Source organism: Luteimonas sp. MC1825 (assembly GCF_014764385.1).
Classification (GTDB): domain Bacteria; phylum Pseudomonadota; class Gammaproteobacteria; order Xanthomonadales; family Xanthomonadaceae; genus Luteimonas.
Map to the genome: position 1 here is coordinate 295,587 of NZ_CP061714.1, position 15,191 is coordinate 310,777.

The window sequence follows — 15,191 nt, forward strand, 5'->3', positions numbered from 1 at the left end:
CGTCATCTCCTGTGGTTATTGCGGGTCGTCCGGAGTCCCGGGTGCCTCGTCCCTGGGCAGGATCGCCGGGGTCAGCACCGAAGGGGTCGCGGTCTCCGACGAGAAGGTGAGGAACGCGAGATGCGCCTCGTAGCGCTCCAGCACGTCGTCGATCACCTGCTGCCTGGTCAGGCCCATCAGATCGTAGCCGCCCGAGCCGGTCTGGGTGAACACCTCGAGCCGGTAGTAGACATCGGTCTCGCGCGACATGCGGCCACCGAACATCGGCACCGGCGCTTCGACGATGGCGGCCTGGTAGTGGAAGTCGCGGAATGCATCCATCGACACCCGCAGCACCGGCTCGTCGATGCCGTGCGTGTTGGCCAAGGTGCTGCGTTCCACCTGGTATCCCTGTCGTGCGAACTCCGCGGCGACGTCGTCCAGCGCCGGGCGCACGGTGCGCTCGAGGAACTGCGCGACCTGGCGCAGCGACGGAAACGCGCGCATCTGTTCCAGCCGCTGCTTCCACGAGCGCTCCGGCACGTGGCCACCGGTCGAGGCCATCGACGGCCGGCGCAGCACCTGGCCCTCGCGCTCGGCGCGCTCCATGCGCAGCACCTTGTGGAACGACGCCATCACCAGATACGCGATGATCGTCACCGGCAGCGCGAAGATCAGCGTCGCGTATTCCATCGTGGTCACGCCGCCAGCCAGCAGCATCGCCACCGTGAGCACGGCGGTCAGCACGGCCCAGAAGATGCGCAGCCACTTCGGGCCGTCGTGCGAGGGATCCGGGATGGATGCGGAGAAGTTGGACATCACCATCGCGCCGGAGTTGGCGCTGGTGAGGTAGAACAGCAGCCCCGACAGCGTGGCCAGGCCGACCAGGAACATCGGCCCCGGGAACATCTGCAGCAGCGCATACCAGCCCTGCTCGGGGCTCGCGACCGCGAGTGCGGCGAAGTCCGTATTGCCCTGCAGCACCTGGAACAGCGCCGAATTTCCAAACAGCGAGACGATGATGAAGTCGCACAGCACCGGCGCGGTGATCGCCGCGATCACGAACTCGCGCAGCGTGCGCCCGCGCGAGATGCGTGCGAGGAACACGCCCACGAACGGCCCCCACGCCAGCCAGAACGCCCAGAAGAACAGCGTCCAGCCGCCCATCCAGTCGGCGCCGCCGGGCTCGTAGGCGAAGGTCTGCAGCGTGCGCGCCGGGAAGGTCACGATGAAGCGGCCGATGTTCTCCACCAGCGCGTTCAACAGGAATGCCGTCTGCCCGGTGACCAGGATGTACACCATCATGGCCAGCGCGCTCCACAGGTTCAGCTCGGAGATCACGCGGATGCCGCGGTCCACGCCCGACGTGGTTGCGGCGATGGTCAGCACCACCGCGCCGATGACAAGTGAGATCTGCAGCGGCAAACCCTGCTCAAGCCCGAAGATCAGCGCAAAGCCGACGTTCAACAGCACCACGCCGATGCCCATCGACGTGGCCACGCCCATCACCGTGCCGATCAGCGCGATGATGCTGATGCCGTCGCCCAGCGGGCCGCGCACGCGCTTGCCGAGCAGCGGATAGAGCGCGGCGCGGATCGACAGCGGCATGCCCCAGCGGTAGGCGAAGTAGCCCATCGCCATGCCCAGCAGCGCGTACATCGCCCAGCCGGCAATGCCGTAGTGGAACATCGTCCAGACCACCGCATCCTGCATCGCCGCGGCCGAAGAGCCGTCACCCGATGGCGGATACAGGTACTGCACCACCGGCCCGGTCACCGAATAGAACAGCATGTCGATGCCGACGCCCGCGGCAAACAGCATCGCCACCCAGGTGCCGAGCTTGTACTGCGGCCGCGAATGATCGGGGCCGAGCCGCACATCGCCTTCCTTGGAAAACGCCACCCACAGGACGAAGCCGATCACCAGCGTCATCGTCAGCACGTAGTACCAGCCGAGGCTGGAGGCGATCCAGTTGACGGCGGCCAGCATGGACGTGCGCGCATGCGCCGGCACCAGGATGGTCCACGCCGAAAAGGCGAGGATCACCGCCGAGGAGATCAGCAGCACCGGCCAGTTGATGCTGGCCGTGCTGGTGTCCAGCAGTTCCTGCGGCCCCTTGCTGAGGTCGCTGCGCGACACCGGCGCGTCGTCGTCGTGCGGGCGTTCGGGCCGGCGCTCGCTGCCACCGAAGCGGCTGCGCTCCAGCGGTGGCGGCTTCCCCGGCTGGCCGGCGTCAAAGGGCTCGTTCCCGGGTGGCTCGGTCGGCATGCGCGCGCTCCATGGCCAGGCTCCGCAGCCGCCCGCGGCGAACCGGCATGGCGATGATGACCAACGGAAAGATCATCCGGCGTGAATGGTGGGCGGTCAGGCCGGTCGCGTCACGCTGGCCGGCAGACCGCGTAGACATGCTCCGTGCACGGCTCGCCCGCGGACACCACGTTGCGCGTTTCCACCTTTTCCATGCCCACCCGTTCCAGCAGGCGGATCGACGCCAGGTTGCGCACATCGGCAATCCCGACCACCCGTTGCGCGGGCGTGTGCGCGAAGACCATCGCGATCGCCTCCCTGACCGCCGCCGTCGCCAGCCCACGCCCCTGCGCCGCGCGGCTGAGCGTGAATCCGATCTCCAGCCTGGTGGCGTCGCTGGAGAGCAACAGGCCGATGTCACCGATCAGCGCCTGGTCGCTGGCCTGCGCAATGCCGATCTGGCACCACACCCCGGGCCGCAGCAGGTCCGCCGCGCCCATGTGGCGCAGGAACTCGCGGGCGTCATCGTCCGGCGTGGGCGCCCAGCCCTGGAAGCGGCCGAGTTCCGCGTCCTGGCGATAGGCCTGGAAGGCGCGGAGGTCGGAAGGCGCCAGCCTGCGGAGCATCGCGTCGCCGGCCATGCGGGGCAGGGGGTCGGCCATCGCGTCGCGTCGGGGCCTTCGGGTGTGGATCAGACCGCTGCGCGCCGCCGCTGCGGAACCAGCGCGGCGACGATGCGATGCCCCAGCCAGGCCATCGGCAGGTAGGCCACGACAAGGTCGAGCGCGCTGAACCACACCGGTGCCGGCAGCATCACCACGCTCGCAATACCGCCCAGCAGGAACGCCACGCCCACCGCCCACGCGGGGCCGGACGTGCGGGCAGGTGCAAGCAGGGTGGCCACCATTGCCCCCGCCAGCGTGCCGAGCGCATGCGCCAGGAACGGGAAGGTGAAGTGGCGCGGCTCGAACAGCGGCAGCGACGCCCTGAGGCCCTCGGCGGTGGTGGTGTCGGCGCCGCCGGGCAGCGGCATGACGCTGGCGCCCAGGCTGATCAGGCCCATGTTGACCACGCTGCCCACGACCAGGCCGATGACCGTTGCCGCGATGAGATGGAGTGCCCTGCGCATCGTGGATCTCCCTTTGCGTACCGTTGCGAACGCCAAGTATGTCGCCTGGCGGCCGCCGTGGCAGCGGCCACTTCATGCCATCGACACGGCGGCTATGCGATTTCACCCTGCCCCTTGGTCAAGGATTCCGCCCCATGCGACATGCAGCCCTCATCCTCACCGCGCTTGCCCTGTCGGCGGGCGTCTCCGGCACGGCGCGCGCGCAGCCGGTCGAGGCCGTGCCGTCGGTGGACCTCGCGCGCTATGCCGGCACCTGGTACGAGCAGGCACACCTGCCGCTGTTCTTCCAGCGCAACTGCGTGGCCAACACCACGGCCAACTACACCCTGCGCGACGACGGGCGCATCGATGTCGTCAACCAGTGCGACGACGCCAGGGGCAAGCGCACCGAGGCGCGCGGCATCGCCCGGAAAGTGGACGGCAGCACCTCGAAGCTCCAGGTGCGGTTTGCGCCGGCGTTCCTGTCGTTCCTGCCCGCGGTCTGGGGCGATTACTGGGTCATCGGCCTGGACCCGGAGTACCAGTGGGCCATCGTCGGCACCCCGGACCGGAAGTACCTGTGGTTCCTGACGCGTGAACAGGTCATCGCACAGGATGCGCTGGATGCGCTGGTCGCAAAGGCGAACGCCATGGGCTACGACACGTCGCGCCTGATCCACACGGCACAGCGCTGACGCAGCAGCCGCGCCAAGCCATTTCCAGTCGCTCGTTCCTACTCGGCGAACACCGACTTCATCTTTGCCTCGTCAACGTACTTGATGAAGTTCTGCGACTCCGCCTCGACTTTGGGATCGGCGAGCAGGGTGGTCATGGCGATCTCACCGAGCACCTTGAAGCTGTTGCCTATCGCCGCCGTACCCTCGTACTTCACGGCCTTGGCCGTTTCGTCCCTGCACGAATCCGTAAGCAGCATCTCAAAAACGCCCGCCGCCGCCTCCGATACGTTTGCCCTGTCTGAATCGCTAATCGTTGCGATCGCAGCTGCGCTCGGGTGGACCGACATCACCGAGAAGATCCACTTCGCCAACTCGATCTTGTCGGCGTCGCTTGTCTTCGTGACCAGGCATCTGGAGAGGTCATCGCTGTAGATGCCCGCGTTGGCGGCTCCGGGGAGCAGCATCGCGGCGACCAGCGAGAGGGCGACCGAAAATCCGACGATTGAGCGCATTCCATTGACTCCGCGATCCAAAGGGTTGACGGAGTTTATCGCCCGGCTCAAGCGGTGTCGCGAAGCAGTCGAGGCGTCAGCGTGGTCTCCGGATGGCCTCGACATGCGCGAGCGCCCCACCGTACCCGCCTTCTTCCGACGCCCGCAATTGGACTGGAACCCGCACCGGCTTCAGGCCCGCCCCATCGAACAGGTCAGCCGGTGTTGACCGCGTCCTGTGCCGGACCTCCGGACCCAATGGCAGGAGCTGCGCACCCGCCGTTGGAGGTACCGGAGGTGTCATTCCGTCCGTCGCGCGATGGTGCCTCGCACCGCGGCATGGATGAAATCGCGCTTCGCGTCGGTGTAACCCGCACGGTCATCACCGAACACCCCGGCCAGGTGCTGCTTCAACGCAGCGTAGCGCCCGGCAAGCGCTGCATCGCTGCGGAGGAGGTCGCGAAACCGCAGCTGCTCGCGCCAGATGGTGCCGCCCATGACGACACCATGCAGATGGAAATGACGCGGCCGCATGACAGGCTTGGCAAGGAAGCGACGGTCCGGGATCTCGGCTTCGTGCCGGGCGACATATTCGTAGCCAACACGCTCCAGCGCCGGTATCAGGCGCTCGATGTCGGCGAGGGAGTCCGCACCCAGCATCATGTCGATGACGGGTTTTGCGGACAGTCCCGGAACCGCGGTGCTGCCGATGTGCTCGAGCACGAAGTGCCGTGGCAGCACCGATGCCAGGGCCTTCGACTCCTCATGGAACCTGACCGGCCACTGGTCGTTGTAGGCGGCGATGACAACGGGGGCGCGGTGGGCCATGTGGATGCGGTACGCAGCTCAGCCCAAGAGCCAGGCCGCGCCGGCCAGGTTGAAGACGACCGTCGCCCAGAAGGTGAGCTGGAAGGATTGCTTGGCGGTCTTGTGGCGATACCGTTGCTGGGCGATCAACGCTCCCGGCCAACCGCCAAGGAGGTCAACGAGGTGCAGCGTGGCTTCGGGCGTGCGTTGCGCATCGCGCCTGGCCGCCAGCTTGTCCGAGCGGTACATGAGGTACGACAGCACGCTCAGTGCAAGGTATCCGGCAAGCAGCAACACCGGAATAACCATCCATGTAACAGATTTCCCCATGGTCATCCCAAAGCAATGGTCGTATTCAGACAAAGAAATTGACGCGAGATTGAGCGGCTCGAAGAGCTACGCGGGTTGTTGCACTTCGCGTGTTAATTCACCTGCCACTGGCGTCATGGCGTACTGCTCTCTGCTGTCTGGAGCGGGTTGGCTGCAACTGGCTTGAAGGTGTAATTAGCACTATCAAATACTGCCGTGAGCGATAAGGGTGTCGACCCAGCATTGATGAACGTGTGAGGCGTGTTTGCCGGAACACGAAGAATGTATGGGGCGGACACAACAAACGTCTCATCGCCAATCACATACGACATCGTTCCCGAAGTGAGAACGTGCGCCTCCTCACTCTCGTGAGTGTGCAGTGGAGGTCCTCCACCAGGTGAGGTCTCGGTGAGAATGAAGGAAAGCCCCTTGAAGCCGTGCTCATTTCCCTTCAAGAGATGAATCTTCTCGCCCTTTCCGGCCTCAATGATCGTCATCTCCTCGAGCTTGACTACGTAATCGCTCGAAGGATCTGTAGATGTAGGATTGGATTCTCCATGTCGCTTATCGTCGTGTCCGTAAGTAGCGAATGGAATCGCAACGAGCACCAGCGTCAGCATTTTCATGCACGGTCTCCGAATGGTTCCAGTGGCACCTAACACCTAAGTTAAGCCGCGCCGCAGCGGGGCGTGAAGCACATGGCAAGCTGTACCTGCCATGTGGTTTGCGCCCCGATGCGGTGTCGGCTTGAACGCATTGTTAGGTGCGCCCGCCGGACGTGTCAGACGCGAACTCTTTCACACCAGCAGCAGCGAGCTGTGCCCGTGCCTCCGGATCCTCCGCCACCACACGGTGAAGCGTATGAAACACGTATGTGCGGCACAAGCCTGGCCAAGCGACCAGCAGGTAGACCGCGCCTGCAGCCAGCCAGTCAGTTCGGGCCAAAGGCTTCCAGCCAGTGAAGTGTGCTGCGGCGGTGTAGCCAAGGACCAACAAGAGCACCCAGCGAAACCACACCCAGAAGCGAGTTCCCCACAGCACGTTCTTGAAATGACGGACTTCGGATGCCGTTAGTTTCACTTCATGCCTCCATGCGGTGCGATAGCGCGCCTAACGCCAGAGTTAAGCCGAGACGCGCAGTGGAGCGAAGCACATGGCAAGCTTTACCTGCCATGTGGTTTGCGTAACGAAGCGGCTTCGGCTTGAACGACTTGTTAGGCGGCAGCTGGCCCGGATGGTGCACTCACCGACCCGACACCCTGCAGCCCAACCCCTGAGCCGAACACTACAACACCTTGAGCCGATCTGGCCGTGCCGCTCGGTCGTTTCGCGATGTGGTCTGCGGCAGGCGTGCGAACCGCTGGGACGAGCGACTGTTGCCGAAGCTGAGGCTGCTCGGCAGCCACGAATACTCATGGGCACGATGTTGGCGCGGAGCCGGTTGCCGGCCTGGGCGATTCTCAACGAAGCGACCCTGCGAGCTGGCCAGGACTGTCCGAAGAGCAACCCGCGATGTGCGAGCGGGCTTGCCCAGTGACGCCTAACGCCAGAATTAAGCCGTGCCGCGAAGCGGCATCGGCTTGAATGAACTGTTAGGGCGCACCTGCACAAGTCAGCCCCGATCAATGTCTATGACATGGCGAGGCTGGAACCAAAGAGGCATGCCCGCTTGGATGGCGTCTGTGCAGTACGGGTCATTGTCCAGTGTTCCAAGGTACCACTCACCATGTCGCTCTTTGACTTGGACCCACATGCGCTCCCCGTGATCCACGAGGTCACCTGAGTCATTAGGTGCACGGATGTAGAAACGGATCTTGACGATTGACCCAGGCTCAAGCGACTGGCGGTCGTTGAGCGGAGGAATCCAGAAATTGTCTGGATTCTCGGCATGGGCTATCTCGCCGTCGTCGATCATCCAGCCATCAGCTTCCAATGTTGTCAATTGCGGAGTGGTCACGAGTGCGGCCTAACACTTAAGTTAAGCCGCGCCGCAGCGGGGCGTGAAGCACATGGCAAGCTGTATCTGCCATGTGGTTTGCGCCCCGATGCGGTGTCGGCTTGAACGCATTGTTAGGCCGCAACTCAGTTATTCACTTGCACTGCTTTCTCAAGCCGCTGCCCGTTCCGAACGAGCGCCACGGTTACGAGCTTGCCCTTGCGTTCCTCGGTCATCTTTCCGAACCCATCTTGATTGGGCACTCTTGCCCCATCGAACGCAATAATTACATCGCCGGGAAGGATGTCTGCTCTGAAGGCCGGGGTATCGTCCACGATGGTAAGAACAACAACGCCCTGATTGGTTTCCAGCGCTTGACGCTCTGCGTCATTCAGGTCGCGCACGAAGGCACCAAAGTTGAATCGCTGTTTTATGAAGTAAACGGCACCGTAGTCTGACCTATGGACGGTCATTGGAATGTAGGTTGTCTTACTGCCGTGGGTCGTGGTTGTGGAATTACCGTATGCGTTCACGGTGCCGCCTGAACCGTAAGCAGTAGCAGTTCCCGTGGTGTAAGAAGTGGTCGTTGTTGGAGTGGTCAAAGGGATGCTTGAAGAAATTGAACCGGTGTACTGAGGATTAAGCACCAGCACCAAGTCGGCTCCGACAGACTTTCCCTGCTTAAGCGCGGAGGATTCCGACTCGTTTGTCCCGCTATTGAACATTGAGTGTCCAATCATCACATAGCCGCGCTTCGCGTAAGCCGCAAGTATCGCTTCAGGGTCACCTGGCGAAGAACGCTCCAGAAGAGGCATGGCGGGTGGCGGAGCCGCTCGATAAGAAGCAATTGCGTCGGGTGTCGCGCCGGTAGCTGGCGTGTAGAAGGAGCTATAACCGCTCGCGCAGCTTACAAGCAGCAACGAGCTAGCTATTGAAAATGCAAGGCGGATGAACTTGAGGTTCATGGCTGTCCCCTATAGCCGTGAGAGTGGTTGAAGCGTACCACCGGATCGCGACGCGCTCGACTTGCGGCCTAACACCTAAGTTAAGCCGCGCCGCAGCGGGGCGTGAAGCACATGGCAAGCTGTACCTGCCATGTGGTTTGCGCCCCGATGCGGTGTCGGCTTGAACGCATTGTTAGGCCGCTGCCACCGTGATCTTTAGGCCAAGCGCATGCGCGACCTTGGATACCGTAGCGAAGCTTGGGTTTCCTTGCCCGGAAAGAGCCTTGTACAAGCCCATTCGGGTCATGCCGGTTTTCTCGGCGAGCTGGGTCATGTTGCGAGCTCGAGCCACATCTCCGAGCGCAGCCACCAGCAGCGCGGGATCATCTTCTTCCGCGCATGCGGTCAAATAAGCAGCAATGTCCGCTTCCGTTTCCAGATAATCTGCGGTGTCGTAGCGGCTGAACTTCTCTTTAGCTTTGGTCATGGCTAGTCCTCCCATTGCTTGGCAATGCCCTGCGCCAGCTTGATGTCTTGGCTTTGGGTGGATTTGGTGCCGCCGCAGAGCAGTAGCACAAGTGTTTGATTACGAAATGTGTAGTAAACCCGATACCCGGGGCCGTGATCTATTTTTAGCTCGCAGATCCCACCCTTGAGCGCTCGGTGCTGCCCTGGGTTCTCCAGCGACAACCGCCGGATACGCACCTCTATGCGAGCCTTTGCTTGACGGTCGCGCAAGGCGCGTAACCATGCATCGAAGGTGTCACTCTTGAGGATCTCGACCATGGCAGAGAGAGTAAACCATGGCTGTCTATGTGTCAACCATGGTTGACATCACCAGCGGCCTAACAACTAATTACACCCCATCAACGGGGCGGTAATGCCGGATTAGAGCCCATCTTTAGGGCGGTAGCGAGTACCGCTTCGATTTCGCCGGTATGTACCGAGCTCTCCGCTCAATGCACATCCATCGAACTTCGCCCTTGGGCGCGTCCGAAAGCCCTAGCGCCTCAGCGCCACATCCGGCACGTCCAGATCCACCGACAGCGCCAGGTGGTCCGAAAACGCCGCCGGGAATGCCTGCAGGTCGCGGCATGCAAGCTTGTCGCTCACCAGGATGTGGTCGATCGCCCGCTGCGGCTTCCAGCTCGGGAAGGTGTGCACCATGCACGCCGGCGGCTGCAGGCGGGTCTGCCGGAACAGGGCGGCCATTTCCGGGCGGTCGATGGTGCAGTTGAAGTCGCCCATCAACACCACGTGCGGCTGGTCGGCCAGCAGTTCTGCAATGAACGACAGCTGCGACGCGCGCGATTGCGCGCCAAGCGAGAGGTGGGCGACGGCAATGGTCAGGCCTTCGTCGCCTTCGCCAAAGCGCGCCAGCAGCACGCCGCGGCCGGTGATGCGGCCGGGCAGCGGGTAGTCGCTGATCGAGGTCGGTTCGAACTTGCTGAGCAGGCCGTTGGCGCTGGAGGCGAACTGCCCCATGCGGCGGTTGGGCTGGTGCGTCCAGTAGTCGAAGCCGCCGCGTTCGGCCAGGTAGTGGGTCTGGTTGGTGAAGCCGGAGCGCCAGCTGCCGGGGTCGGCTTCCTGCAGGCCCACGATGTCGTGGCGGCCTGCGAGCTTGGCGATGGTGTCCAGCATGCCGAGCTTGTTGCCGGCGGGCAGCACGTGCGACCAGCTGCGGGTGGCGTAGTCGCTGTAGCGGCGGGTGCTGGAGCCCGCCTGGATGTTGGCGCTCAGCAGCTTCAGCCGCTGCACGCGCAGTTCCTCGCGCGGCGCCTCGTCGGGCGCCGCGCCAGGAAGGATGGCGTCAGTTGCCGCCACCGGCCTGCATGGTGGCGCGCTCGCGCGCGATCAGCTGGTCGGTGATGCGCAGCACGTCTTCCAGCGAGCGCCCGCGCACGCGGTACTTGCCGTTGACCACCACGGTGGGCGTGGAGTCGATGCCGCTGCGCACGGCGAACTGCTTGGCGCGGCCCACCTTGGCGTTCACCGCGAAGCTGTCCATGGTGCCCTTGAGCTGCGCGCCGTCGACGCCCTGCTTGGCCATGAACTTGATGATGTCGTCGCTGCTGGCGTTCGGGCGCAGGCTGCGCTCGATGTGCATGGCCTTGAAGGTATTGGCATGCACCTTGTCCAGCGCGCCGATGGCCTCGGCGGCGAAGAACGCCTTGGGGAAGTTGTCCTGGTCGGAGAAAACCGCCGGCAGGTAGTTGAAGCGCACGTCGCCGGGCAGCTTGTTCTTCCACGCGGTGATCAGCGGGTCGAAGGCGGCGCAATGGCCGCAGGAGTAGGCGAACACCTCGACCACTTCGATCTTGCCGGCGAGCGGCGCGAACGGCTGGCCACCGGTGATCTCGACGTAGTCGGTGCCGGCCACGGGGCCGGGACCCTGCAGCGCGGCCTGCGAGGCGGCGGCGACGGCGGCATCGGCGGCGGGGTCGGTGGCAGCCGGCGCGGTGGCCGCGACGTCGTCAGTGGCCGCGGCGGCAGGCGCGGACGGGTCCAGCGCGGGCTCGTCCGGGATCGCGGCCGGGCTGGCGGCTTCGGTGGTGGCGGGGGCAGCGGCGGTGTCGGTGGCCGGGGCCTCGTCGCGGCTGCAGGCAGCCAGCAGCACGGTCAGCAGCAGGGGGGCGAAGAGCAGCTTGTTCATGGCATGGACTCGATGCGAACGGAAAAAAGGGGGTCAGCGCGCCTGGGCGGAGGCGCGCTCGCGCGCGACCAGCAGGTCGGTGTGGCGGAGCATGTCGGCCAGGCTGCGGCCTTTCACGCGGTACTTGCCGTTGACGATCATGGTGGGCGTGCCCTCCACGCCGGCGCCGATCATGAACTCGCGCGCGGTATGCATGCGCGCATCGGTCGCCTTGGACTGCATGGCGGTGGCCAGGCGCTTGGCATCGATGCCGAGCGTGGCGTACAGGGTGCCGATCTCGGCCGCCGTGGCGCCGCGCGCCGGCAGGCTCTGCTCCACATGGATGGCGCGGAAGGTCGCGTGGTGGGTGCGCGCCAGCTTGCCCATCGACTCGGAGGCGAAATAGGCGCGCGCCAGGCGGTCGTTGGGATCGAACGCCGCCGGCAGGTAGCGGAAGGCGACGTCGCGCGGCAGCGCCTTCGTCCAGGTATCGACCAGCGGCTGGAAGTCGTTGCAGACGTGGCACCAGTAGGCGAACACCTCGACCACTTCGATCTTGCCCTTGGTCACCTGCAGCGGCGCGCCGCCGGCGATGACCACGTAGTCGCGGCCTTCGACCAGGCCGTCGCCCTGCTGGGCCAGCGCGGGTGCGGCCGCGCACAGGGCGAACAGCAGCGGGAGAAGCAGGTGCGGGAGGCGCAGGGTCATCGACTTGGGCTCGTTGGCGGGGGCGGACAGCAAAGCGCCGGCACAGGAGTCTGGCCGGCGCTGCGATTCAGGCGTTGTGAAGACTCCGACCGCGGCGGTCGGCGCAAGTTCACGAAGCCTGCTGGGCGTCCGCTTCCGGCGCGGCGGCGGGCACGTCTTCCACCGGTGCCTCGCCTTCCGGCGCAGCACCTTCCGGCGCGGCGTCGACCGGCGCGGGCGCAGGTGCGGCGGGAGCCGGCGGGGCCGGCGGCATCTTGGCGATCGCGGCCAGCATGGCGGCGTCGGGACGCGTGTGCAGGCCCTGCATGTAGCTCGACAGCGCGCCGATCTCTTCGTCGGTCAGCTGGCGGGCGATGCTGGCCATGACGTCGAAGTTGGCGGTGTCGCGCGCGGTGGTGGTTCCGGTGCGGTATTCCTGCAGGCGGCGCGCGGTGTACCAGGACTGCTGGCCGCCGACGTGCGGGTACGCGGGGCCGGGGTTGCCGGCGCCGGTCGGGCCGTGGCAGGCCATGCAGGCCGGGATTTCGCGGGCGAAGTCGCCGCGGCGGAACAGCTGCTCGCCGATCTCGTAGAACTTCATGCCGGCGTAGGTGCCTTCGGCGACCTCGGTGTCGTCGGCGATGCCGGCCGACGACGGCTGGTGGGCGAAGTGCGCGCCGACGTCGCGCATGTCCTGCGCGGACAGCATCGACGCGAACGGCTGCATGATCGCGTTCTGCCGCTCGCCGCTCTTGAACAGTGCGAGTTGCTCGGCGAGGTAGCGTTCGCTCTGGCCGCCGATGTTGGGGTAGACCTCGGGGATGGTGCTCTTGCCATCCAGGCCGTGGCAGGCGGCGCAGGTGCCGGCCAGGGTGGCGCCGTTCTGGGCGTTGCCCGGCACGGTCTTGGCCAGTTCGGCCAGCGCGTCGACGGACTCCAGCGGCAGGGTCTCCACCGGCTCGGCTTCTTCCAGCGGTGCCACCGTGGTCTGGGCGAAGGCGACGGCGCCGATCACCAGGGCGGTGAGGCCGACGAGGGCGTAGCTGCGGGCGTGGCGCATCTTGCTGGGCTCCGTGGATCGGTCAGGCGGGGCGTTGTGCGCCCGCGCCGCGCTGGCGCCGGAAGGCGCCCGCAAGGCCTGCCATTATCTAGGGCGCAGCTTGGAACGGTCAAACCGGTCGGGCGGCCCGTGGCGCACCCGCCCATGCGATCCTGTGCGCATGGCCAATCCCCTTGCACGCGCCCAGTACCTGCTGGCGGCGCACAACCCGCGTCAGCTCCCGCCCGATGACGGCTTCGAGGTCGCGTTTGCCGGCCGTTCCAACGCCGGCAAGTCCAGCGCGCTGAACGCGCTCTGCCAGCAGAATGCGCTGGCGCGGGTGTCCAAGACCCCGGGCCGCACCCAGCAGCTGGTGTTCTTCGACCTTCCGCCGAACACCCTGCGCTACCTGGTGGACCTGCCGGGCTACGGCTACGCCAAGGTGCCGCGCGAGCTGCAGGCGCACTGGCAGGCATTCCTCGACCGCTACTTCCAGGCGCGCCAGGCGCTGCGCGGGCTGGTGGTGGTGATGGACATCCGCCACCCGCTGAAGGACTACGACCGGCACATGCTCGGCTACGCCGCCAACCGCGGCCTGCCGGCGCACGTGCTGCTGACCAAGGCCGACAAGCTCTCGAAGGGCAACGCCGGCGCGACGTTGCTGACGGTGCGCCGTGACCTGGCCGCGACCTACGGCGACACGGTGGGCGTGCAGACCTTCTCCGGCGAGTCCAAGCTCGGCGTGGACGAAGCGCGCAAGGTGATCTGCGGCTGGCTGGAGCTGCCCTGCAGCTGATGCGCCAGCGGCCGCCGGCGCGTCCCGATTGCGGGGATGGCGGCGACGCTGCAATCCGGTGGTGGGGCCGGTCGTGCGGAGGCCACAGGATATAGTGGCCGCTTCCTGCGCCGGGCCGCGACCGTTGGCCTTGCCAACAAGCGTCGACGAGCCCGCCACCGTGTCCAGCCCCAGTGAAAGTGCCAACCCCCCCATTCGCTCGCGCGACGAGCTGGTCGCCTATATCGCCGGCGGCGCGCGCGTGCCCGACGATTGGCGCATCGGCACCGAGCACGAGAAGTTCGGCTTCCGCCTCGACGACCTGCGCCCGCCGACCTTCGAGGGCCCGCAGGGCATCGGCGCGCTGCTCGACGGCCTGTGCCGCTTCGGCTGGGAGCGGGTGACCGAGCACGGCCAGGTGATCGCGCTGCTGAAGGATGGCGCGTCGGTCACCCTGGAGCCGGCCGGCCAGCTGGAACTCTCCGGCGCGCAGTTGACCACCATCCACGAGACCTGCCGCGAAGTGGGCAGCCACCTGCGCGAGGTCAAGGCCGTGGCCGACGAACTCGGCCTCGGCTTCCTCGGCATGGGCTTCCAGCCCAAGTGGGCGCGCGCCGACATGCCGTGGATGCCCAAGGACCGCTACCGCATCATGAAGTCGTACATGCCCAAGGTCGGCGACCTCGGCCTGGACATGATGACCCGCACCTGCACGGTGCAGGTGAACCTCGATTTCGCCAGCGAAGCCGACATGGTCAAGAAGTTCCGCGTGGCGCTGGCGCTGCAGCCGATCGCCACCGCGCTGTTCGCGGACTCGCCGTTCACCGAGGGCCAGCCCAACGGCTACCTCAGCTGGCGCTCGCACATCTGGACCGACACCGACCCCGACCGCACCGGCATGCTCGATTTCGTGTTCGAGGACGGCTTCGGCTACGAGCGCTACGTCGACTACCTGCTCGACGTGCCGATGTACTTCAGCTACCGCGACGGCATCTATCACGACGCCAGCGGCCAGAGCTTCCGCGACTTCATGCAAGGCCGCCTGCCGGTGCTGCCGGGCGCGTTGCCGACCATGACCGACTGGTCCGACCACATGACCACCGCGTTCCCGGAAGTACGCATGAAGAAGTTCCTGGAAATGCGCGGCGCCGATGGCGGGCCGTGGAACCGGCTGTGCGCGCTGCCGGCCTTCTGGGTCGGCCTGCTGTACGACGATGCCGCGCTGGATGCCGCCTGGGACCTGGTGAAGGATTTCAGCCGCGACGAACGCCACGCGCTGCGCGACGGCGTTCCGAAGCACGCCTTCAAGCTGAAGTTCCGCGACGGCACCGTGCGCGACCTGGCGCAGCGCGCGCTGGAGATCGCCTCCGCCGGCCTCGCGCGCCGCGCGCGCCGCAACGACGAAGGCCAGGACGAGACCCGCTTCCTCGAGCCTCTGGTCGAATACGTGATGGCCAACGAAACCCCCGCCGAACGCAAGCTCGCGCTGTACCACGGCGAATGGGCCGGAAACATCGATCGCGTCTTCCGCGAGTTTGCGTACTGAGATCGGTAGCCTGC

18 protein-coding genes and 1 pseudogene are annotated in these 15,191 nt (G+C 65.7%); 3 read left to right on the forward strand and 16 right to left on the reverse strand.

Going from position 1 to position 15,191, the window contains the following annotated elements; genetic code table 11:
• Positions 1-15: 15 nt before the first annotated feature.
• From betT to IDM46_RS01365, 3 genes are all read right to left on the reverse strand, one after another.
• Positions 16-2,247 carry a choline BCCT transporter BetT gene (betT, locus tag IDM46_RS01355; protein ID WP_185114602.1) on the reverse strand — a complete coding sequence of 744 codons (2,232 nt, stop codon included), beginning with the start codon at positions 2,245-2,247 and terminating at the stop codon, positions 16-18.
• A 110-nt stretch (positions 2,248-2,357) separates the two neighbouring features.
• The gene (locus IDM46_RS01360) at positions 2,358-2,888 is read right to left on the reverse strand and encodes a GNAT family N-acetyltransferase (RefSeq protein WP_185114603.1); all 531 of its coding nucleotides are present in this window, start codon (positions 2,886-2,888) and stop codon (positions 2,358-2,360) included.
• Positions 2,889-2,917: 29 nt separating this feature from the next.
• Entirely contained in the window at positions 2,918-3,355 is a 438-nt protein-coding gene (locus tag IDM46_RS01365; protein WP_182823255.1) for a hypothetical protein, read from the reverse strand.
• 134 nt (positions 3,356-3,489) lie between these two features.
• On the opposite strand from IDM46_RS01365, the gene IDM46_RS01370 reads away from it, so the two are divergent.
• Complete coding sequence (locus IDM46_RS01370; RefSeq protein ID WP_185114604.1) at positions 3,490-4,029, forward strand: lipocalin family protein; 540 nt, start codon at positions 3,490-3,492, stop codon at positions 4,027-4,029.
• Positions 4,030-4,067: 38 nt separating this feature from the next.
• Here IDM46_RS01370 and IDM46_RS01375 read toward each other — a convergent pair whose 3' ends face one another.
• The 13 genes and pseudogenes from IDM46_RS01375 to IDM46_RS01430 all read right to left on the reverse strand — a co-directional run.
• The gene (locus IDM46_RS01375) at positions 4,068-4,523 is read right to left on the reverse strand and encodes a hypothetical protein (RefSeq protein ID WP_185114605.1); all 456 of its coding nucleotides are present in this window, start codon (positions 4,521-4,523) and stop codon (positions 4,068-4,070) included.
• Between the two features lie 279 nt (positions 4,524-4,802).
• Positions 4,803-5,330, reverse strand: a complete 528-nt coding sequence (locus IDM46_RS01380) for a GrpB family protein (RefSeq protein ID WP_185114606.1) — start codon at positions 5,328-5,330, stop codon at positions 4,803-4,805.
• Between the two features lie 18 nt (positions 5,331-5,348).
• A complete protein-coding gene (locus tag IDM46_RS01385; RefSeq protein WP_185114607.1) occupies positions 5,349-5,645 on the reverse strand; it encodes a DUF1294 domain-containing protein in 297 nt (98 codons plus the stop codon).
• 107 nt (positions 5,646-5,752) lie between these two features.
• Positions 5,753-6,244 (reverse strand): cupin domain-containing protein, encoded by a 492-nt coding sequence (locus IDM46_RS01390; RefSeq protein ID WP_185114608.1) that lies wholly within the window; start codon positions 6,242-6,244, stop codon positions 5,753-5,755.
• A 133-nt stretch (positions 6,245-6,377) separates the two neighbouring features.
• The gene (locus IDM46_RS13560) at positions 6,378-6,698 is read right to left on the reverse strand and encodes a hypothetical protein (RefSeq protein WP_221441758.1); all 321 of its coding nucleotides are present in this window, start codon (positions 6,696-6,698) and stop codon (positions 6,378-6,380) included.
• A gap of 532 nt (positions 6,699-7,230) precedes the next feature.
• On the reverse strand, positions 7,231-7,575 hold the full coding sequence (locus tag IDM46_RS01395; protein ID WP_221441759.1) for a DUF2314 domain-containing protein: 345 nt from the start codon (positions 7,573-7,575) through the stop codon (positions 7,231-7,233).
• A gap of 125 nt (positions 7,576-7,700) precedes the next feature.
• Positions 7,701-8,519, reverse strand: a complete 819-nt coding sequence (locus tag IDM46_RS01400) for a PDZ domain-containing protein (protein ID WP_185114609.1) — start codon at positions 8,517-8,519, stop codon at positions 7,701-7,703.
• Positions 8,520-8,691: 172 nt separating this feature from the next.
• Complete coding sequence (locus tag IDM46_RS01405; RefSeq protein WP_185114610.1) at positions 8,692-8,985, reverse strand: addiction module antidote protein; 294 nt, start codon at positions 8,983-8,985, stop codon at positions 8,692-8,694.
• Between the two features lie 2 nt (positions 8,986-8,987).
• Positions 8,988-9,284, reverse strand: coding sequence for a type II toxin-antitoxin system RelE/ParE family toxin (locus IDM46_RS01410; protein ID WP_185114611.1), 297 nt, complete (start codon positions 9,282-9,284; stop codon positions 8,988-8,990).
• A gap of 216 nt (positions 9,285-9,500) precedes the next feature.
• Positions 9,501-10,262, reverse strand: a complete 762-nt coding sequence (locus IDM46_RS01415) for an endonuclease/exonuclease/phosphatase family protein (protein WP_223878092.1) — start codon at positions 10,260-10,262, stop codon at positions 9,501-9,503.
• 46 nt (positions 10,263-10,308) lie between these two features.
• The gene (locus IDM46_RS01420; RefSeq protein WP_185114612.1) at positions 10,309-11,151 is read right to left on the reverse strand and encodes a thiol:disulfide interchange protein DsbA/DsbL; all 843 of its coding nucleotides are present in this window, start codon (positions 11,149-11,151) and stop codon (positions 10,309-10,311) included.
• 33 nt (positions 11,152-11,184) lie between these two features.
• Positions 11,185-11,838: a thiol:disulfide interchange protein DsbA/DsbL gene (locus IDM46_RS01425; protein WP_185114613.1), complete on the reverse strand. Its 654-nt coding sequence runs from the start codon at positions 11,836-11,838 to the stop codon at positions 11,185-11,187.
• Positions 11,839-12,118: 280 nt separating this feature from the next.
• Positions 12,119-12,877: pseudogene (locus tag IDM46_RS01430) on the reverse strand (c-type cytochrome); the annotation flags it as partial.
• Between the two features lie 160 nt (positions 12,878-13,037).
• Here IDM46_RS01430 and yihA point away from each other — a divergent pair.
• Together yihA and IDM46_RS01440 are read left to right on the forward strand one after the other, a co-directional pair.
• The gene (gene yihA, locus IDM46_RS01435; protein WP_185114615.1) at positions 13,038-13,652 is read left to right on the forward strand and encodes a ribosome biogenesis GTP-binding protein YihA/YsxC; all 615 of its coding nucleotides are present in this window, start codon (positions 13,038-13,040) and stop codon (positions 13,650-13,652) included.
• Positions 13,653-13,812: 160 nt separating this feature from the next.
• Entirely contained in the window at positions 13,813-15,177 is a 1,365-nt protein-coding gene (locus IDM46_RS01440; protein WP_185114616.1) for a glutamate--cysteine ligase, read from the forward strand.
• The last annotated feature ends 14 nt before the right edge of the window (positions 15,178-15,191 follow it).

Bases quoted from the DNA above. Each gene is read 5' to 3' on its own strand.
- IDM46_RS01385 (WP_185114607.1), bottom strand. From the start codon at position 5,645: ATGACCATGGGGAAATCTGTTACATGGATGGTTATTCCGGTGTTGCTG.
- IDM46_RS01425 (WP_185114613.1), bottom strand. From the start codon at position 11,838: ATGACCCTGCGCCTCCCGCACCTGCTTCTCCCGCTGCTGTTCGCCCTG.
- IDM46_RS01375 (WP_185114605.1), bottom strand. From the start codon at position 4,523: ATGCGCTCAATCGTCGGATTTTCGGTCGCCCTCTCGCTGGTCGCCGCG.
- IDM46_RS01410 (WP_185114611.1), bottom strand. From the start codon at position 9,284: ATGGTCGAGATCCTCAAGAGTGACACCTTCGATGCATGGTTACGCGCC.
- IDM46_RS01400 (WP_185114609.1), bottom strand. From the start codon at position 8,519: ATGAACCTCAAGTTCATCCGCCTTGCATTTTCAATAGCTAGCTCGTTG.
- betT (WP_185114602.1), bottom strand. From the start codon at position 2,247: ATGCCGACCGAGCCACCCGGGAACGAGCCCTTTGACGCCGGCCAGCCG.
- IDM46_RS01405 (WP_185114610.1), bottom strand. From the start codon at position 8,985: ATGACCAAAGCTAAAGAGAAGTTCAGCCGCTACGACACCGCAGATTAT.
- IDM46_RS01365 (WP_182823255.1), bottom strand. From the start codon at position 3,355: ATGCGCAGGGCACTCCATCTCATCGCGGCAACGGTCATCGGCCTGGTC.
- IDM46_RS01380 (WP_185114606.1), bottom strand. From the start codon at position 5,330: ATGGCCCACCGCGCCCCCGTTGTCATCGCCGCCTACAACGACCAGTGG.
- yihA (WP_185114615.1), top strand. From the start codon at position 13,038: ATGGCCAATCCCCTTGCACGCGCCCAGTACCTGCTGGCGGCGCACAAC.
- IDM46_RS01360 (WP_185114603.1), bottom strand. From the start codon at position 2,888: ATGGCCGACCCCCTGCCCCGCATGGCCGGCGACGCGATGCTCCGCAGG.
- IDM46_RS01390 (WP_185114608.1), bottom strand. From the start codon at position 6,244: ATGAAAATGCTGACGCTGGTGCTCGTTGCGATTCCATTCGCTACTTAC.
- IDM46_RS01370 (WP_185114604.1), top strand. From the start codon at position 3,490: ATGCGACATGCAGCCCTCATCCTCACCGCGCTTGCCCTGTCGGCGGGC.
- IDM46_RS01420 (WP_185114612.1), bottom strand. From the start codon at position 11,151: ATGAACAAGCTGCTCTTCGCCCCCCTGCTGCTGACCGTGCTGCTGGCT.